Here is a 17,305-nt window from a genome sequence, read left to right on the forward strand (position 1 = left end):
GGTCGCCGATCGGACCCGTTCGCGTGGAGCGAATCGGACACGAGTGCACGCTGAAGTCGTTGTATTGATGTATGACACTCACAGACGGCTGAGTATGTTTCACATTGTGGTGGTTGTATGACCGTACAGCGATCGGTAGAACGGATCGGCGCGGTGACGAGCAAGTACTTCGTCGTCTGGGTCCTGATCGTCTCCCCGCTGGCACTGTACTCGCCCGAGACGTTCACCTGGATCGAACCCTATATCACGCCGCTGCTGGGCATTATCATGCTCGGGATGGGACTGACCCTGACTCCCGATGACTTCCGTCGCATCCTCGAGCGCCCGCGGGACGTCTTCATCGGGGCGCTGGGGCAGTGGCTTCTGATGCCGACGATCGCTTACGTCCTCGTCGCCGTGCTGGGGCTGCCGGCGGAGATCGGCCTCGGATTGATCCTCGTCGGCGCAGCGCCGGGCGGAACCGCGTCGAACGTGATGACCTACCTCGGTCGTGGCGATGTCGCACTGTCCGTGTCGATCACGTCGGTGACGACGATCGCCGCGCCGCTCGTGATGCCGGCGTGGATCGTCCTGCTTGCGGGCGAGTCGATTACCGTCACGTTCGCCGCGATGGCGACCTCGATCGTCCAGGTCGTTTTGCTCCCGGTCGTCGCTGGTCTCGTCTTGCGCCATCTGCTCGACGCGTACGCGCCGGCGGTCGCGCAGGCGGGGCTGTCGATCTTCCCCGCGATCAGCGTGATCGCGATCGTCGCCATCGTCGCGGCCGTCGTGGGACTCAGCGTCGAGACGATCCTCGGCGCGAGCGCCCTCGTCTTCTTCGCGGTCGTCGTCCACAACGGGCTCGGTCTGGGGACCGGCTACGCCGTCGGGCACGCGACGAACATGACCGAAGACCGAGCACGGGCGTGTGCGTTCGAGGTCGGCCTCCAGAACAGCGGGCTCGCCGTCGCGTTAGCGACGACCTATTTCAGTCCGAGCGCCGCGCTGATCCCGGCGCTCTTTAGCGTCTGGCACAACGTCTCCGGGCCGGCGCTCGCGACCCTGTTTACCCGACTCGACGGCGACGCGCCCAGTGGGGACGCAGAACCGACCGTCGCCTCGGATTGACCCGCTCGAGGACGCGGAACCGATTGACCCGCTCGCGAGTCGCCGGGTGACCGACTCGACTACACAATTCCCTTATACTCATTCAATCACCCCTATGACAGCGTTTTACCGTGGAACGGTGTGTTATGAATGTCATGAGCGACGTAACGTACGTCCGGAAGGCGTGTGCGTACATCACTCGCGAAACGGGCGAGCTACTGGTTTTCGAGGGGCCGGAACACGACGGGTTACAGGTCCCGAAGGGAACGCTCGAGACGGGCGAATCACCGCGAGAAGCGCTGTTCAGGGAGGTCCGCGAGGAGAGTGGCCTCGGAACATTGAACGGAACGCGACACCTGACGACCGATATCTGGACGCGCCGCGAGGAGCCGCCAAAGCGGTACGTGCGGCACTTCTTCCACGCGACAGTGTACGAACCGCGCGACCACTGGCGTCATGTCGTCACTGACGGCGGCGAGGAACACGGTGCCGAGTTCGAATTCCGCTGGCGTCGGCCGACGGCCGTCGAGGACGGTGAGTTCGCACTCGACCTCGACGAATACGTCGGTCTGCTCCCGACCGCTCCCGGTCTCGACGCGGTCGCGAGCACCGCCGACTGATCGCGTTTGGCTCTCGCGACGTTCCGAACGGACGGACGTGGGACGGCCCCTATTTCGACAGCGCGCGCTCGACGGCTGTCGCCACGTCCATCGCTTTCTCGGCCAGGTCCTCGGCGACCAGTTCGTCGCCGATCGCGGCCTCGAGTTCGTCGGCGTCGACGATCTCCACCGTCCCGTCGCTCCGCCGGATGACGTCGACGTAGAGATCGACGTACCGCACGGTATCGGGGAAGAGCTCGATCGGCGTACAGACGTTGACGTAGGTCCCCTTCGGCGTGCCGTCGGCGGCCTTGTACGTCGTCGGATACCACCAGCGACCCTCGCGGAACTTCGTCACGGCCACGTCGCCCGCCTCTTTCGGCACGCCGAGCGCGTCGTAGCTGCCGCCCGCGCTCATGGAGCGCTCGAGGGTTATCTTCCCGTCGGGGTCCCAGTCGGTGACCTCGCCGCGACCCAGCGAGACGAGTCGGCCGTCGGGTTTGCCGTGGCCGATCTCGAGGCGGTCCCCCCTGGTCGGGCCGAACTGACGGGCGACCGCGTCGAAGGGGAACTCGTCGCCCTCGACGCCGGTGTCGTCCCCGAGGGAGCCACAGACGGCCTCGGCGAAGTCGACCGCCGCGCTCGCGGCCCGGTCGGCTGCCTTCGTCCGATGGTGGCCCGGCATGGTCGCCGCCACCTGCCGTCGAGCGCCGTCCAGCGCGAATCGAGCGTCGCGGCCGAACCAGCACCACGCCGTCGTTCGGGGTGTGGCGAGGAGCCCCGGCTCGCCCGGCTCGGTCGGTGTGTCGGCGAGGGCGTCCTCGAGCGCCCGCGCTCGCGTCACAGCGTCTTCGAGGGCGGTGCCCATCGCCTCGAGATCCGCGTCGGCGGCGGCGTGTTGCCAGCGCAGACCCCACCCGTCCGGAACGTCGGCGGAAAGGAAGTCGGTCATGCCGACGAGTTCCTCCGCGCGGTCGCCGCCCATCGCCGCCGAGACGCCGGTCCGGTTCCGGGAAAGGGTACAGAGCCCGCCGCCGACTTCGAGGGCCGGCCGCACGAGCGGGCGGTCGTCGGCCCACGGCGGTGCGGGCTCGTGAACCTGCACGCGGTACCGGTCGCCGCCGTCGACGTACCCGTCGGCGTCGTCGTAGTTGAGGTAGCCACGGCGGCCGTCGCCGAGGTCGACGACCGCACCGCTACCGCCGCTGGCTTCGAGCACCGCCGCGTCGAAGACCGCCCCGCGAGGGGTCTCGTCGTCCCAACGGAAGGTGTCGATGGCGAGGTTCTCGAGTTCGCCTGCGACCGTCTCGACCGCGTCGGGGTCGCCCGAGACTTCGACACCCAGTCGATCGCGGGTCGTCTCGATCGAGACGGCGGCCGGCGCGGCGTCGAACGATTGCTCGAACCGCTCCCGGATCGGCTCGGAGGCCTGGACGACCTCGGAGCCGGCCTCGCTCAGGATGTGTGTGACTGCCGTCGTGTAGATACCCCGGACTCGAGCCGTCGTCATCGATCCCTCCCTGCGGGTGTAGATGTCGTTCGTCGGTGCAGAAACCGCTCGAGCGCGCCGGGTCCTCGTTCACCCATGGGACTCACCGCAGCGTTTCGCGGTCGGTCGCGAACCGAACGCGGTCGTTAATCGTCGGCCCGAGCGAGAGTTCGACGGAGCCATCGTCCAGGAGCCGACCGCCCTCGACGGGTACGCCCCACGTCTCGAATCGGAGCCAGCCGCGCATCTCGTCGGCGTGGGTCGTGATGTCGGCGTAGTCGACCTCGTGTTCGGGATACGCCGCACTCGAGTGTGCCAACTCCATGTCGGAGTAGACGATATCGTGCTCGTCGAAGAAGGCCTCGAGCGCCGCCGCGTCCTCGGCGACGGCGTCGACGACCGCCTCGGAGGCGGCCCGGAGGTCGTCGGTCTCGAGGCCGACATCGCGAAGCGCCTGCTGAGTTCGCTGATCGAAGTGCATGCCGGTCGGTTGGGCCGGGAGGCCTTTGATGATTCCGAGTTGATTTCCCCATAGTGGTATTAATCACTAATAAATAGCCTAAAAATATAACAAATATAATAATTTAAAGTATTAAATATGCATTAAGTGAATGGCACTTATAAGGAAAATACCAGTACTCGAATTAGATATAGAATTGTATATATTAGTAGGGTAAAGGTAGGGGCGGTACTTCAATCGAAGGAACATAATTCAATCAATAGCACTGTCTAGTCCAGCACCTCCTCAACCGGCATCTTTCCGTCGAGAGCTTGATGCGGTCTCTGACGGTTGTAGTAATGTATGAACTGTTCAAGCCACTCGCGGACGCTCGACCGACTGCCCACCCACGAAGTATGGAAACGGTCGATCCGCATTTTGAGTGTCTGAAACCACTTTTCGATGAGGTTTCGGTCGGTATAGTTGACCCGACCACTCAATCCTACTCNGAAACGGTCGATCCGCATTTTGAGTGTCTGAAACCACTTTTCGATGAGGTTTCGGTCGGTATAGTTGACCCGACCACTCAATCCTACTCGAGAGATGGCAGTCCGATAGCCGAACTGATCGACGAGAAACTCAGCCTCGGAGAGATCGTGTTTCTCGTCGAGTCGATGCAGAAATGCAGCCGCCGGATCAGTGCCATGCCGACCAAATAACGCAATATCAAGAATCAGTTTTGTCTTGGTGTCTATTGCAGCGTACAACCAAGACCACTCGCCGTTTATCTTGACAGCGGTCTCGTCAACCGCGACCCGCTTCGGCTGCGCCTCAGGCGNACCAAGACCACTCGCCGTTTATCTTGACAGCGGTCTCGTCAACCGCGACCCGCTTCGGCTGCGCCTCAGGCGGGTCGCAGCCGCTGTCAGTCAGCCGATGCACCCAATTCCAGACAGACCCATGAGAGCGTTCAACGCCTAATTCAGCGAGAATCGTTGTTGTCTCTCGAAGCGAACAACCGGTCTGATGGAGGCGGACGGCGAACGCCCTGACGGGCGTCGCCGTCGCTCGTTCACCCATGATTCTTCTAAATCCGCGTCATAGCTATCACTGAGCAGGTCTGCGAGCATCTCTCGGCAAGTTACTCAACGACCTGCTCACTTCTCAAACTGACTCAACTAGACAGTGCCGTTGCAAAGATGGTGATTAGAATTACCTATTAGAATATAGGTATGTGTTTACCCCCAGAAATCGCAGGAGGACAGTAGGTTCAAAATCGGGGAATTCAATTAGAAATCCGTAAAATTCGACCGCCGTNTGAGAGATATATAAATCAAATAGAGGGTGCTGTTTTCAGCCGTCTCAGTGGCTCAGCCAGGAACTCTATGGGGGTAAACACATGCGAATATAGTAATAGATAAGCACAACTGATTGCAGCAGTGCTGTAGAACGCGGCCGTTATCAACCTACCTCTCCAGTACTCAAAGACTGCCGCAGTAACCAGCGCAATAGTGGACAATGCGAGTGCGTAATTCGTATACCCATATTTCATTGCAGATGCGACCAGTACTGCGATTATGACTGCTATTACTATCTCATACATGATCATATCGGATAGGGACGTATCATATAACACATCTAATTATTAAATAACATTTCTATTTAAATCACATTCTAAATCAATAACCTACTGTTTAGTCGAGGGTTCTAAAACCACCACATTTGAGAAGTGACCTCTAACAGCGGAAAATCCAAACAATAGCGTCCATGGATTGGTCGTTCCCGAGCCTATTCTCGCCTGGCCGTATACTAAGATCGTCGGCATAGTGCCAGGCGTCAATCCGACCCTCGACCGTCTGCAGGCCGTCACGACGCTCGTCGCCGGCTGGAACGACAAGATCGACCGTACGGCCACCGTCTGGTCGGCGGCGGACGCACCGGACTCAGCGCCGGGCACGGACGATGACTGAGGCGGACGGCGGGCCGTATGAGCGCGGTCGTCGGGACACTGAACGGGACTGGCCGCCGCCGGTTGCCGAACCTATACCCGGCCGGCAGCCATACCGTCGCTCATGCAACGCAGGCGAGACCCGGTCGAACGTGCCGAGGAGCGGTCCAGCGACGGATCGCTCGATCTCTACGATGTCTCGACGTGGAAACCACGATCCGTCCCGGATCTGATCGCGTACACGCTCTACAACGCGGTCAGCTACGGGTTTCGGGCGATCGTATTGCTGATCGCGGTCGCGATCACCCTCTCCTTGCTCGTCTCGCCGGCCGCGCTCATCCTCGAGGATCCGTATCTCGCGGGCTTCTTCGCGCTCTCGATTGTCCCCGCGGGACTGCTCGCGGCGTATATCTGGTACGAAGACATTACGACGGCGGAACCGCTGCGACTGCTGGTCGCGACCTTTCTGCTGGCGATCCTGTTCGCGACGTTCGCCGCGGTCGTCAACTCGGTCATGCGGCCGCTGTTCGGTATCGGTGCCGTCGGGAGCCTGCTCTTTTTCTATCTGATCGTCGGCCCGATCGAGGAGACGGTTAAACTGCTCGCCGTACAGGTGTTTGCCTATCGGAGCAGCAGTTTCGACGCCGTCATCGACGGCGCGGTCTACGGGGCCGTGGCGGGACTCGGTTTCGCCGCCATCGAGAACGCGATCTACATCGGCCGGGTCGTCGGCGAGGCCGATCCCGAGGCCGGCCTCCTCGCGACGGCGGGCGGAATCGCGACCGTCCGGGCGCTGGCCGGTCCCGGCCACGTCATCTACTCGGCGATCGCGGGCTACTATCTCGGGCTGGCGAAGTTCAATCGCGAGTACGCCGGCCCGATCGTCCTCAAGGGGCTGCTCGTCGCCGCGTTCGTCCACGGCACGTACAACGTGACCGTCGGGATCGTGCCCGGTCAGGCGGCCAGCGCACTCCCGGTCGGCTACGGGGTCGCCTTCGTCGGCTACGTCGTCTGCTACGACCTCGCGATCGGCTACTATCTCTACCGGAAACTCGCGCGCTACCGCCGGACCTACCGGGCCGTCACGAGCGACGGCGGCGATGACTCGCGGCCGGAACTGACTGAGTTCGAACCGCCCCAGCGGTGATCGAGCCGGACGGCGACGAAACCAGTCTCGAAGCGCCGCTCAGTCGAAGCGCGCTTCTAGCAGCCGTTCGACGTACTTCGCGAGCACGTCGACCTCGAGATGAACCGGATCGCCGGGCTCCTTGTCGGCGAGCGTCGTCAGTTCGTAGGTCGTCGGAACGATGGCGACGGTGACCCGACCGCGCTCGGCGTCCAGTTCCGCGACGGTCAGGCTGATCCCGTCGAGCGTGATCGAGCCCTTCTCGACGACGTACCGGTCGTACGTTGCGGGCAACTCGAACTCGAAGAGCCAGTCTTCCGCGACCGATTCGACGTTCGTCACGGTGGCGACCGCGTCGACGTGCCCCTGTACGACGTGGCCATCGAACCGGCCGTCGGCCGGCATCGCCCGCTCGAGGTTGACCGACGTACCCGTGTCGAGGTCGCCCAGATAGGTCCGCTCGACGGTCTCCGTCGCGAGAAACACCTCGAACCACTCGCCCTCGGCGAACTGCTCGACCGTAAGACACGCGCCGCTGACGCTGATACTTTGGCCGTGGACGAGCCCCGTCGCGACCTCGTCGGCTCCGATCCGCAGCCGGAGGCCGTCATCGGTTCGCTCTCGAGCGCCGATCTCGCCGGTCTCCTCGACGATCCCCGTGAACATATCCGAACCTGACGCGCGACGAGGCAAAGCCGTTCCGGGTCCGGCCCCGGCGTCGGTCGCTCGGACCGACACGCCGCCGCGTTTTTAGCGGTTGCCGCACTATCTCGGGCCAATGGCCGGTATTATCGATACGATCAAACTCGCGGGTACCCTCGTTCTCGCGCTTCCCGCGGCGATCGCCGGGCTCGAACTCGCGCTCGGTCGCGGACAGACGGTGGTCGGCATGGCGCTCGTCGGACTCGCGATCGGACTCGTCGTCATCCAACACACGCTGACCATGCCCACCGACGTGCCCGAACTCCTGGCAAAACGGGTCGTCGGCACGGTCGCGAAAGAGCCGGAGTCCGAGTCGGACGACGACGGATCGCGCCGTTAGTCGAGCAGTGCGGTCGGCTCGAGCGATTGCGACGGCGCGGCGAGCCAGTCGGGGCGTTCGCCGGCCTCGTGGACCGCCAGCACGTCGGCGATCCGGACCCGAACGTTCGCGTCGACGTGTCCAGCCACGTCGAGTCGCACCACGGTCCCGGGACCGACGTCGCTGCTGCCCGCGAGCGGCCGCTCGCGAGGCTCGAGTCCGACGCCCGAGACGTCGGTTTCGATCGCGTCCCCCTCGGCGAAGCCGAACGACCGGACCTCCGCCTCGAGATCGGCCGCGACGGCGGTCACCGACTCCGTCCCGGCGGTCAGCATCGATCGCGCCGACCGGAACGACTGGGTGACGGCGACGTGGACTCGCCGTTCGCGGCCGCCGTCGCTGTCGACGACGAGCGTCCGAACGAGGCCGCCGTAGTAGCCCGTCGGGTCGCGAGGAGCGGCCTCGAGAACGATCGGTTCGCCCGGCCGGAGTGGGTCGTCGGCCCCTGTATCGGATCCGGGATCGACGGCGGTGTTACCGGCCGGAAACGCACCCGCGCCGACGACTGCCACATCGATGGCGGTCCGAAGTCGGGCGGGCGTTAGCGGCTCGCTTCCGGTCCCGTCTCCATCGGCAATCGCGAGCCGTCCGTCGACGACCGTCGCGTCGGCGAGGAGCGACGCCGCTCGCCGAATTCCGGCACTCGCCGCCCGCTGGGCGGCTGCGATCCGTTCCCGTTCGCCGTCCGTCTTCGTCGCTCGCGCCCGCTCGAGGGCGTCCGTCGACGCGAGGTCGAACCCCGCCCCTTCGAGATAGAGCGCGGCGTCGTGTGGGACCCGCGGCGGGGTCAAAACCGTGCCCTCGAGACCGCGGTCGGCGAGTGCTGACGCGAGTCGCTTGGCCGGATGCCCGCTCGCGTCGTCGGCCGCCGAGCGGATGAGCCACTCGTTTTCGATCCCGTCGTACGCGACCGCGGTGGGACCGGTCGTCGGTGTCGGACGAGCGTACCGAATCCCCGGATCGCTGTCGGCCCCGGCGTAGACGAACGCGGTCGCATCGCGGTCCGCGAGGGCGGCCGACACGACGCCGGTTGCGTGGTCGCGTCGCTGACGGGCGGCCGACCCGTCTCCGAATCGGTCAGTACCGCGGCCGTTCCCACCAGTCACGGCGCTTCGGCTTCGGGCTCGACCTCGTCTGCATCCGCGTCGGGGACGGGTTCCTGGGCCTGCTCGATCAGTTCCTCGAGCGTCGAGTCGGTCAACTGGTTCCTGAGCAGGACGTCGATCGGCAACGTTGGCGCACCGTCGACGAGGTTCTCGAGCAAGACGAGTCGTTCGCGAGCCCGGGACATGCCGACGTAGAACACCCGGCGTTCGTTGTCCGTCAACACCGGAACCGGCGAGGTGGTCTTGGTGAACTCCTCGCAGCCGGGAACGTCCTCGGGGTCGTCGACGGTGGCGACCATCTGCTCGACGACCTTTTCGGTGAGGTCCGTCCCGACGAGGACGTGGTCGGCTTCGCGACCCTTCGCGGAGTGGATCGTGCCGACGCGGACGCGGTCGGTGTCCATCCCTTGATACTCGCCGATGGCGAAGTACGACCGGACGCTTTTCTTCTGGAAGTTGGTGACCTTCCGAAGCATGTCGGCCGCCGAATCGGGGCCGGGCATGAACGGGGCGTGGTCCTCGACGACTTCGGCGGGGATCATGAGGTTCTCGAGGTCCTCGATGCCCGCGTTCTCCTGTCGGTCGTCGATCTCGTCGAAGAGGTCGTCGCGTTCCTGGGTCCCGAAGGCCGACTCCTGAAGCATGTCGGCGAGTCGGCGGGCCTGCAGGCCGGTGACGTCCTCGCCGGCGTCGATGGCTTCGACTGCGCGGACGTACTGCGTGAGTCGGTCGGTCCACATCCGCTGGTCGGTCAGCGACGTGAACGGGACGCCTTCGGTGATGAACTCGTCGATGAACTGGAACATCTGGTACCGGGCACGGAACAACACCATCACGGTGCCGTCGCCCTCGACGAGGGTACGCCGGACCATCCGGACCACGTCGAGCATCGATCCGTTCGTGCGAGCCTCGACGGAGCCGCCTTCGGTGCGGGGCTTGAGGTCCTTGTCCTGACGCTGGTCGATGTGGCGGATCTCCTTGTTGACCGCGTTGAGCACGTTCGACGGGAGTCGATAGGAGTTCGGCAGGATGACGTCCTCGTCGACCTCCTCGTCGAGGAGCAGTGCCGGGTCAGCGCCTTGCCAGGAGTAGACGACCTGGTCGTCGTCGCCGGCGATCAGGACCTGTTCCATGTGAGGCTTCCACTCCTCGTAGACGTCGTACTGGAGCGTGGTGATGTCCTGAAACTCGTCGATCACCAGATAGTCGACGTTCGGGAGCAGCGAGCGCTGTTCGACTCGCTCGAGCATGTCCGCGAAGCCGATCTTGCCGTGTTCACCCTTGTAGGAACGCCATGCACGGATGGCTTCGGGGACGTCGATCCGGTCGTCGTCGCTGGGCCAGGTCGGCGTGTACTTGTTGCCCTCCTGGGCGTTGGGGTCGATTTCCGGCGGGAGACGGACCTCCTCTTCGTCCCACTGGAAAGGAACGTCGTACCAGTCCGAAACATCGCGGCTGGTCCGCTGGAGCCACTGGCTCGTCGCGATGACCTTGTTCCCGATGGTCGTCGATCGGGCGGTCCGGCGGCCGGCACCCGAGTACTCGTCCTCGTACTCGATGCCGTACTCCTCGCAGAACTCCTCTTTGTCCGACTCGCCGATGACATCGCTTCGAGAGAGATCGAGCAGTTCGTAGGCCTTCGCGTGCATCGTACAGACGTTGCCCTGCAGCGCACGCGGGCTTTCGTCGAGTCGTTCGGCGAGGCGTTCCCGCACCTCCTGGGCCGCCGCTCGCGTATACGAAACAACGAGAATATCCCGAAAGGTGACGCCGTCCTGCTCGAGGATTTCCTCGACGTGGTCCAGAAGGGCAGTCGTTTTGCCGCTTCCCGGACCACCGAACAGGCGGGTAACCGTCGTGTCCGTCGTAGTCATTGTAGCTGAACAGGAGCGCGACACCCATAAGTGACGTGGGTTTTCGTCGACAGAAACCAGTGGTCAGGGATCGCGTGGAGAGCGGGCGTCTCTGATGTCCGCACCGTCGCGAATCTTGTCCTGACAGTCCGGACAGACGCGCGGTTCGTCGACATCGCGGGGGGTGAAGACCCGAGCGTACGCGTCCGTAACGAACGCGCCGCAGTTCTGGCATTCCGGCATCGTTCTTCTCAATCGGATATGGTCAGTAATGCATTATAATTGTGTCGGATCAAGAACGATAAGAACTGCTCGAGGGTGCTGAGAAATCGTCCAACGAGGAGCGGAAAACACGGTTTCGGCGGGCGAGAGGAGCGCCCGGTCGCTGTCAGTCAGGGCGCGGGTTCCCACCCGCAGACGGTACAGGAACTGGCTGACGTGTCGTGGAGACCGCCGCAATCGGGGCACTGCTTCTTGTTATACTCCTGCTCCCACCCTACTCGTTCGACCGAGTGACCGCGATCGGACAGGAATTGATCGATGACGTCGTCACCGGCATCCGTGGGTGAGGTTGCCATATGTATGTGAATACGAACCACAGTATTAAATCGTTGGGTCGATGAAGATCCTGCCTCCTTTCCGCGCTCACGCGTCGTTCCGACGGCCACGGAACCGTTCTGCCGCCGTATCGCCCCGGCGAGCCCGTCCGCCGCCGGATCGACCCGCGGACTTTTCTCGCTCTCGCGCAAACGGGACGATATGAGCGACCTGCGCCTGAACGCGACCCAACTCGACCGCTACTCGAGACACGTCATCATGGACGAGATCGGTCCGGACGGCCAGCAACGGCTGCTCGAGAGCGCCGTCCTGGTCGTCGGCGCGGGTGGCCTCGGCTCGCCGGCGATCCAGTATCTCGCCGCGGCCGGCGTCGGCCGACTGGGAATCGTCGACGACGACGTCGTCGAGCGCTCGAACCTGCAACGACAGATCGTCCACGGCGATGCCGATGTCGGCCGGCCGAAAGTCGAGAGCGCAGCCGACTACGTCGCGGCCCTGAATCCGGATATCGATGTCGACGCACACGAAACCCGCGTTACGGCCGACACCGTCGACGACCTCGTCGCCGGGTACGACATCGTCCTCGACGCCAGCGACAACTTCGCCACCCGCTACCTGCTCAACGATCACTGCGTCCTCACCGAGACGCCGCTGTTCCACGGCGCGATCTACCGCTTCGAGGGCCAGCTGACGTCCTTTACGAACGAGCCCGGCGGTGACGAGCCACGGCCGTGTTACCGGTGTGTCTTCCCTGAAGCTCCCGAGCCCGGCACCGTCCCCGACTGCGCGACGACGGGCGTACTCGGTGTCCTCCCCGGAACCGTCGGTTGTATCCAGGCCACGGAGGCGGTCAAGTACCTGCTCGGGACGGGCGACCTGCTCGAGGGGCGACTCCTCATGTACGACGCGATGGACATGAGCTTCGAGGAGGTTCCCATACGGCCGAACCCGGCGTGTCCCGTGTGTGGCGACGACCCCGAGATCGAGTCGGTCTCCGACGTGGCCTACGAGGGGACCTGTGGGATCTCGGCCGACTGAGCGGCGGCGAGACGACCGGTCTCGGGGAGCCGCCGCTTACGAGTCACTGACGTACCGACGGCGATGGTCGAGGTAGGCAACCGACGAGATCCAAAGCGCGATCAGGAAGGCGTAGACGCCGACCCCCGACGGGTTCGTCGACTACGTCGTCGACGTACGGCTGTTCTACGAGTAGCTGTTGACCGATCGGGGTTCGGCGTTCAATCTCGCCGCCGCGGCCCCCAAGAGGAACGATGGAACGACGCCACGCCCGAGAGGACCGCGACCCACCTGCACTCTCACCCGGTGACGTGCGGGCACTCGCCGCCTGTGGGTCGCTGTCCGAGCGGCTGTTGGTCATCGCGACGTGTGCGTGGGGGCTTCGCCGGGGCGAAGTCGCGGCACTGTCGGTCGACCAGTTCGAACCAGCGTGGTTCGACCACTTCAAGTTCGACGCCGACGGCCCGCGGATTGTCTTCAGCGAGGGACGGAAGAACAGTCCTGGTCGCGTGTCCGTTCTGTATGGTCTCGAGACGCTGGACGCTGGGGACAGTTCGCCGACGCGAATACGCAGGGCGGCTACCTGTTCCCGAGTGCGGCCGCCGAAAGCGGCCACGTCGACGACGGTATGATCACCGCTCGGTTCAAGCGGATCGCCGAGCGTGCTGGCGTCGATGGACACGACGAGACACCGACGCCACAGTACGGGCGGCGGTTCTACGAACCTATTCCGATACCGTGAAACGGCTCTTGAGCGAAATTGAGGCGGTTGCGGACGAACAGGGGAGCGACGACCCGAACGTCGTCGTGACGAACGATCTCGGCGAGGAAGAAGCCCGAAAGCGACGGCGCGAGTATATGACCGAACAGTTTGTGGAGGCGTTTGAGTGGTAGTCACTGCCGCGGAGTCGAACCGAGAGAAACCGATACAGAGTGCTTGGATTGGTCTCTCCTGGTTCTATCGAATAAACAACTGTATTTGTCTAGGTTAGCACAATCTTATCTCTCACGTTGTCTAAACAAATACTCCCGGAGTTTATTCTGACCCAGAATACGCTCGAAATATTCAATAGCCAATCGCTGTATCTTATAGTCGTGGAGAAAAGTCATAGCAATCTACTATCCAGGCGAAACGTCATCCGATCAACAGCAGGTCTCTCCAGTATCGGTCTCACCTCGCTCCTTGCCTCTGGTACGGGAGCAGCAGCGTCTGGTACTCAAGGGAAATACGGCTACGAGATTGACGACAGTGGCCATCTCGTCTACCATGGCGATGACGACACTATCCTCGATGCGGTAGAGGGAATGAACGAAGCGCACGACAACGGAGAACTCGATTTCGCGATGGAGAATGGCGTAGTCATGACTCAGTCACAATCCCAGCCTGTAAGTGGTGAGATGACCACTATGAGCTGCGCTGGCAAGAATCAACATAAAGAGTACTTCAAGGCTGGCAGTATCAGGAATAAGTTCTGGATCGATCACTGCAACTGCAACGATATCATAGATATGCTTAGTACCGGTGTGGAGGTGGGTGTGCTTTCTACAACGATTAGCACTATCTATGGTAATATCCCGGCTGCACTTGCCAGTGCGCTCGCTACATTCCTCATGCGAGTTTCTAAGTCACTAATCAGTAATAACGATGAAGGTAAGGGCATCGTGGTGGCCATTACTACGAGCTATATGGGCGATCGTTACAAAGACGGCGGAGGAATTGAACCTCAGTAATTTACTGAGACCACCGTATCGCAAAATGCCTACATTCTTTCATGATAAAATAACCAATGGGATTTGAAACAGAATTAACGAAAGACCCGAAAATGGCCGTGTTCTTGCTCGTATTTTCAACCTTTATTATGGCTTCATCAATCTATTTCCAAGGTATTGATGGCATATTAAGTGTAGATGATTTTTGGGAAACGCTCATATTCTTCACTGGGGCAGCGTCTGGGCTAATTTCGTTGTTTTCTCTGGTATGGGTTGCTCTGCGTTAGGGACCAGGGCACTGTCTAGTCACCGATTTTTTACTTCCTCGACAGGCGTCCGGTTGTTGAGCGACTGGGTTGGTCGCTGGAAATTATAGTAGTAGACGAAGGCGGCGGGCCAGTGCGAGCGCGGTCAAATACCCCATCCCGTCCATAAGAAACGTCGTCTCTGAGAAAGTCGGCGGCTGGGTCTGTTCCTCGCCGTCCTGAGACGACTATACCAAGCAGCAGCGTTGTCGGCCTCACTCTCGAGGACAACGAAATCACTGCTCACGTCGGTCGCTCCGAGCGAGACGGCGTCGGCCACATCCTATCCGTGGACATCACCCGGGAGCGTCCCGGCGACGTTGAAACCGCGGAACGGTGGGTCTTCGAAGTTGACGTATTCGGCCGAGAACGTGCGCTTGCCGTCAGCGTGCTCGAGGACGAGTCGACAGTAGTCTCCGGTCGTTCCTGGATTGCTATCGCGGTGTGGTTATTGTGATATGATTGATGTATGGTGTGGTGAATCTAGACCAGCACCTCGACAGACTACCGCTCGAGCAGGCCGACGTCGTCGTTTCCCGCCGATCGGTCGGCGTAGTGCAAACTGGCGAGCAGTCCGGCGGCGATGACGGCCGTCACGGAAAACGATGCCGGCGCGGACTCCCACGAGAGGGCGACGGTACACGGAATCGACGCGAGTCCGAGGAGGACCGCCGTTCGAAACCGCTCGTCGGTCAGGTCCGCGAGGGTGGTTCGAAGCAGGGACATTGACGTTTGTTTGCTGTCACTATCGAATCGGTATTGAAAGTCGATCCGGTCGATGGCTCGGTCACTCGTGGTCCGGTGGGGAGATGCCACGCTCGAGGTGTCTCCGGCGACGACCGCGACGGGAGTCAGCGGTCAACGGCTCGGGGGAAAGCGGCGGCCCCGCGAGCGGACGACGGCGGGCAGTCGCAACGCGCCGGCGACGGCGAGACAGGAGACGAACGCGGTCGTGCCGAGTTTGCCACCCGCGCCGGCGAGCGCGGGCGAAACGGCGAGAAAAACGACGCCACAGAGGAGCCCGGCACCCGCGACTTGGCCTGTGCTTTCTAACCGCTCGCCGCTCGACATCCCGACGAACGACGCACAGAAGGCGACTGTAGCCAGCGTCGCCCCCAGGTCCGGGAGCAGCGGCGGGAACGCGACGCCGGCGACGACCCCGACCGCCGCGGAGGCGACGACCGAACTCAGCCCGCCGTGGGTGCGGAGTCCGATCGTCGCGACCGCAGCGACGACGGCGACGACGACGATCGCCGGGGCGAGCCGCCACGCGAGCGATCCCCCGCCGGCGTAGTCGACGTCAGTCAGCGACACCGTCGCGATGCAGCCGAAGAGCGCGATCGTCCCGTACTTCCCGCCGAAGCCGCCGAACGATTCCGCCGTCGCGACGAACGCGAGGCCGGCGAGCAGCCCCGCCAGCGCGACCCACTCGAGTGACGGGAACAGCGCGGGCGAGGCCATGCCGACGAACGAGCCACAGTAGGCCGCGCCGTCGACGCACCGAATCGCGAGGCCGACCATCAGCCCGACGGCCGCGGAAGCCAGCACCGGGCCGAGGCCGACCGAAACGCTCAGCCAATACGTGCCGACCGCGGCGGCGGCGACCGCAAGCGCGTCGACGGCGTCCGTCCGATCGAAGCCGACCGTCTCGAACTCCCGGAGACGCCGGCGTTCCGTCGCAGCGACGACGGTCCCCGCGAGAACGACACCGAACTGGACGCTCAACAGCCCGGACGGGGGATCGGTCGGCGCGCGAACGGCACCGAGGAGCAACGCGGCGGGCGTCACCAGCAACACGAGGTAGCCGGCAAGCTGAACCGAACCGTACACACCCGTACTCGTTCAAGGGCGACCGAGAACGTTTCGATTCGAAATCCGAGCCGGCCGCCCGGTCGAAGTGGTGACAGCGGCGCTAGCAGCGACTGGGACGACGGCTGCGATCACAGCGCCCGTCCACGGTCACCGCTGCGATCGGGTCAGCTCCGCAACTGCCCGCCGTCGATCGGAATCTCGGCCCCGGTAACGAAGCTCGTGTGCGGACTCGAGAGGAAGGCGACGACGTCGCCGAGTTCTCGGGGCTCGCCGATGCGGTCCATCGGAATGTCGTCGGCCATCGCCGTCAGTCCCTCCTCGTAGTCGTCGTAGGTCCCGCGCTCGACGCCGGCGTCGATGAGTTCCTCGATTCGAGGTGTCTCGATCGTCCCCGGAAGGACCGCGTTGGCCCGGATATCCGGCGCGAACTCCCGCGACACCGTCTTGACGAGACCGATCACGCTCCGGCGCACGGCGTTCGAGAGGAGCAGGCCGTCAGCGACTTCCCGAACGGTGCGAGAGGTGATACAGGTAATCGTCCCGTCCTCCGAGTCGAGCAGGTGCTCGTAGGTCTCCTCGAGCGTCCAGACGACGCTCATCACCAGCAGGTCGTAGGCCCGGTACCAGTCCCGTTCGTCGGTCTCGAGGAACGTGGTACTCGGCGGGCCGCCGGAGGAGGTGACCAGGTGGTCGAGTCCGCCGAACGCGCCGACGGTTTCGCTGACGAGATGGGAGACGTCGTTGGGGTCGGTGAGGTCGGTTTGGACGGCGAGCACGTCGCCCCCCGCCGTCGCTTCGAGGGCATCGCGGGCGTCCGCGAGCCGCGTCGCATCGCGGCCACAGATGGCGACGTTCGCGCCTTCCTCGGCGAGAGCCCGTGCGCTCGCGAAACCGAGACCGCTCGAGGAGGCAGTTACCAGTGCGCTGTTACCGGCGAGTTCGAGGTCCATACTCGGAGCGACGGTGGCGGCCTACAAATCACTCGGGGAACCGGAGCGCGGTCCAGGTCGGATCGCCGATCGACTTTCGACATCGTATTCGTCGCGGGGCTGTTCGAAATCGCGTGGGCAATCGGGGTGCACCACTGACGTCGTTCCCCTGCGGTGTCCTGCTCAGTCCTGATGTCGAACCCGAACCATGCCCTCCGAGGTCACGCCGACGATCAGGGGCGTCGAC

Annotated in this window: 20 protein-coding genes and 2 pseudogenes; 9 read left to right on the forward strand and 13 right to left on the reverse strand. The window is 63.2% G+C overall.

Going from position 1 to position 17,305, the window contains the following annotated elements; all coding sequences use genetic code 11:
- Positions 1-117 precede the first annotated feature (117 nt).
- On the forward strand, positions 118-1,107 hold the full coding sequence (locus C487_RS01050; RefSeq protein WP_006183804.1) for a bile acid:sodium symporter family protein: 990 nt from the start codon (positions 118-120) through the stop codon (positions 1,105-1,107).
- A gap of 134 nt (positions 1,108-1,241) precedes the next feature.
- Positions 1,242-1,706, forward strand: a complete 465-nt coding sequence (locus C487_RS01055; RefSeq protein ID WP_006183805.1) for an NUDIX hydrolase — start codon at positions 1,242-1,244, stop codon at positions 1,704-1,706.
- A 49-nt stretch (positions 1,707-1,755) separates the two neighbouring features.
- Here C487_RS01055 and C487_RS01060 read toward each other — a convergent pair whose 3' ends face one another.
- The 4 genes and pseudogenes from C487_RS01060 to C487_RS20755 form a co-directional block, all read right to left on the reverse strand.
- Positions 1,756-3,195, reverse strand: coding sequence for a DUF402 domain-containing protein (locus tag C487_RS01060; protein ID WP_006183807.1), 1,440 nt, complete (start codon positions 3,193-3,195; stop codon positions 1,756-1,758).
- An 82-nt stretch (positions 3,196-3,277) separates the two neighbouring features.
- A complete protein-coding gene (locus tag C487_RS01065) occupies positions 3,278-3,655 on the reverse strand; it encodes a DUF7532 family protein (protein WP_006183808.1) in 378 nt (125 codons plus the stop codon).
- Positions 3,656-3,903: 248 nt separating this feature from the next.
- A pseudogene (locus C487_RS19135) lies at positions 3,904-4,743 on the reverse strand (IS6 family transposase).
- A 203-nt stretch (positions 4,744-4,946) separates the two neighbouring features.
- Positions 4,947-5,216: a hypothetical protein gene (locus tag C487_RS20755; protein ID WP_152422452.1), complete on the reverse strand. Its 270-nt coding sequence runs from the start codon at positions 5,214-5,216 to the stop codon at positions 4,947-4,949.
- A 223-nt stretch (positions 5,217-5,439) separates the two neighbouring features.
- Between C487_RS20755 and C487_RS19140 the strand changes: the two genes are divergently transcribed.
- Positions 5,440-5,583 (forward strand): hypothetical protein, encoded by a 144-nt coding sequence (locus C487_RS19140; RefSeq protein WP_241431042.1) that lies wholly within the window; start codon positions 5,440-5,442, stop codon positions 5,581-5,583.
- A 102-nt stretch (positions 5,584-5,685) separates the two neighbouring features.
- Positions 5,686-6,708 carry a PrsW family intramembrane metalloprotease gene (locus C487_RS01075; RefSeq protein WP_006183810.1) on the forward strand — a complete coding sequence of 341 codons (1,023 nt, stop codon included), beginning with the start codon at positions 5,686-5,688 and terminating at the stop codon, positions 6,706-6,708.
- Positions 6,709-6,747: 39 nt separating this feature from the next.
- Here the strand turns inward: C487_RS01075 and C487_RS01080 are convergent, their stop codons facing one another.
- On the reverse strand, positions 6,748-7,353 hold the full coding sequence (locus C487_RS01080; RefSeq protein ID WP_006183811.1) for a riboflavin synthase: 606 nt from the start codon (positions 7,351-7,353) through the stop codon (positions 6,748-6,750).
- Positions 7,354-7,465: 112 nt separating this feature from the next.
- Between C487_RS01080 and C487_RS01085 the strand changes: the two genes are divergently transcribed.
- The gene (locus C487_RS01085; RefSeq protein WP_006183812.1) at positions 7,466-7,729 is read left to right on the forward strand and encodes a DUF7533 family protein; all 264 of its coding nucleotides are present in this window, start codon (positions 7,466-7,468) and stop codon (positions 7,727-7,729) included.
- Here C487_RS01085 and C487_RS01090 read toward each other — a convergent pair.
- From C487_RS01090 to C487_RS19145, 4 genes are all read right to left on the reverse strand, one after another.
- Positions 7,726-8,874, reverse strand: coding sequence for a M24 family metallopeptidase (locus C487_RS01090; protein WP_006183813.1), 1,149 nt, complete (start codon positions 8,872-8,874; stop codon positions 7,726-7,728). The two genes, C487_RS01085 and C487_RS01090, sit on opposite strands and share 4 nt — an antisense overlap.
- Complete coding sequence (locus C487_RS01095; RefSeq protein ID WP_006183814.1) at positions 8,871-10,748, reverse strand: UvrD-helicase domain-containing protein; 1,878 nt, start codon at positions 10,746-10,748, stop codon at positions 8,871-8,873. Before C487_RS01095 ends, C487_RS01090 begins: the two co-directional genes overlap by 4 nt.
- A 63-nt stretch (positions 10,749-10,811) precedes the next feature.
- Positions 10,812-10,970 carry a DUF7563 family protein gene (locus tag C487_RS20885; RefSeq protein ID WP_006183815.1) on the reverse strand — a complete coding sequence of 53 codons (159 nt, stop codon included), beginning with the start codon at positions 10,968-10,970 and terminating at the stop codon, positions 10,812-10,814.
- Positions 10,971-11,119: 149 nt separating this feature from the next.
- Positions 11,120-11,305: an HVO_0416 family zinc finger protein gene (locus tag C487_RS19145; protein WP_081603398.1), complete on the reverse strand. Its 186-nt coding sequence runs from the start codon at positions 11,303-11,305 to the stop codon at positions 11,120-11,122.
- Between the two features lie 181 nt (positions 11,306-11,486).
- Here C487_RS19145 and ubaA point away from each other — a divergent pair, with 181 nt between their 5' ends.
- The 4 genes from ubaA to C487_RS01110 all read left to right on the forward strand — a co-directional run bounded on the left by ubaA (position 11,487) and on the right by C487_RS01110 (position 14,033).
- A complete protein-coding gene (ubaA, locus tag C487_RS01100) occupies positions 11,487-12,323 on the forward strand; it encodes an SAMP-activating enzyme E1 (RefSeq protein ID WP_006183817.1) in 837 nt (278 codons plus the stop codon).
- Positions 12,324-12,556: 233 nt separating this feature from the next.
- Positions 12,557-12,934, forward strand: coding sequence for a hypothetical protein (locus C487_RS01105; protein ID WP_006183818.1), 378 nt, complete (start codon positions 12,557-12,559; stop codon positions 12,932-12,934).
- Between the two features lie 118 nt (positions 12,935-13,052).
- A complete protein-coding gene (locus tag C487_RS20580; protein WP_161605701.1) occupies positions 13,053-13,196 on the forward strand; it encodes a hypothetical protein in 144 nt (47 codons plus the stop codon).
- A gap of 201 nt (positions 13,197-13,397) precedes the next feature.
- The gene (locus tag C487_RS01110; RefSeq protein ID WP_152422453.1) at positions 13,398-14,033 is read left to right on the forward strand and encodes a hypothetical protein; all 636 of its coding nucleotides are present in this window, start codon (positions 13,398-13,400) and stop codon (positions 14,031-14,033) included.
- A 285-nt stretch (positions 14,034-14,318) separates the two neighbouring features.
- On the opposite strand, the pseudogene C487_RS21940 reads toward C487_RS01110, so the two are convergent.
- The 4 genes and pseudogenes from C487_RS21940 to C487_RS01125 all read right to left on the reverse strand — a co-directional run.
- Positions 14,319-14,399, reverse strand: a pseudogene (locus C487_RS21940) (IS6 family transposase); the annotation flags it as partial.
- A 422-nt stretch (positions 14,400-14,821) separates the two neighbouring features.
- A complete protein-coding gene (locus C487_RS01115; RefSeq protein ID WP_006183822.1) occupies positions 14,822-15,043 on the reverse strand; it encodes a hypothetical protein in 222 nt (73 codons plus the stop codon).
- A gap of 132 nt (positions 15,044-15,175) precedes the next feature.
- On the reverse strand, positions 15,176-16,147 hold the full coding sequence (locus C487_RS01120; RefSeq protein ID WP_006183823.1) for a hypothetical protein: 972 nt from the start codon (positions 16,145-16,147) through the stop codon (positions 15,176-15,178).
- Between the two features lie 146 nt (positions 16,148-16,293).
- Positions 16,294-17,079, reverse strand: coding sequence for an SDR family oxidoreductase (locus tag C487_RS01125; protein ID WP_006183824.1), 786 nt, complete (start codon positions 17,077-17,079; stop codon positions 16,294-16,296).
- Positions 17,080-17,305: the final 226 nt, after the last annotated feature.

Source organism: Natrinema pallidum DSM 3751 (assembly GCF_000337615.1).
Taxonomy (GTDB): Archaea; Halobacteriota; Halobacteria; order Halobacteriales; family Natrialbaceae; genus Natrinema; species Natrinema pallidum.

Excerpts from the sequence above, each read along its gene's own strand:
- C487_RS01050 (WP_006183804.1), top strand. The coding sequence starts at position 118 with ATGACCGTACAGCGATCGGTAGAACGGATCGGCGCGGTGACGAGCAAG.
- C487_RS01055 (WP_006183805.1), top strand. The coding sequence starts at position 1,242 with ATGAGCGACGTAACGTACGTCCGGAAGGCGTGTGCGTACATCACTCGC.
- C487_RS01060 (WP_006183807.1), bottom strand. The coding sequence starts at position 3,195 with ATGACGACGGCTCGAGTCCGGGGTATCTACACGACGGCAGTCACACAC.
- C487_RS01065 (WP_006183808.1), bottom strand. The coding sequence starts at position 3,655 with ATGCACTTCGATCAGCGAACTCAGCAGGCGCTTCGCGATGTCGGCCTC.
- C487_RS20755 (WP_152422452.1), bottom strand. The coding sequence starts at position 5,216 with ATGTATGAGATAGTAATAGCAGTCATAATCGCAGTACTGGTCGCATCT.
- C487_RS01075 (WP_006183810.1), top strand. The coding sequence starts at position 5,686 with ATGCAACGCAGGCGAGACCCGGTCGAACGTGCCGAGGAGCGGTCCAGC.
- C487_RS01080 (WP_006183811.1), bottom strand. The coding sequence starts at position 7,353 with ATGTTCACGGGGATCGTCGAGGAGACCGGCGAGATCGGCGCTCGAGAG.
- C487_RS01085 (WP_006183812.1), top strand. The coding sequence starts at position 7,466 with ATGGCCGGTATTATCGATACGATCAAACTCGCGGGTACCCTCGTTCTC.
- C487_RS01095 (WP_006183814.1), bottom strand. The coding sequence starts at position 10,748 with ATGACTACGACGGACACGACGGTTACCCGCCTGTTCGGTGGTCCGGGA.
- C487_RS20885 (WP_006183815.1), bottom strand. The coding sequence starts at position 10,970 with ATGCCGGAATGCCAGAACTGCGGCGCGTTCGTTACGGACGCGTACGCT.
- C487_RS19145 (WP_081603398.1), bottom strand. The coding sequence starts at position 11,305 with ATGGCAACCTCACCCACGGATGCCGGTGACGACGTCATCGATCAATTC.
- ubaA (WP_006183817.1), top strand. The coding sequence starts at position 11,487 with ATGAGCGACCTGCGCCTGAACGCGACCCAACTCGACCGCTACTCGAGA.
- C487_RS01105 (WP_006183818.1), top strand. The coding sequence starts at position 12,557 with ATGGAACGACGCCACGCCCGAGAGGACCGCGACCCACCTGCACTCTCA.
- C487_RS01115 (WP_006183822.1), bottom strand. The coding sequence starts at position 15,043 with ATGTCCCTGCTTCGAACCACCCTCGCGGACCTGACCGACGAGCGGTTT.
- C487_RS01125 (WP_006183824.1), bottom strand. The coding sequence starts at position 17,079 with ATGGACCTCGAACTCGCCGGTAACAGCGCACTGGTAACTGCCTCCTCG.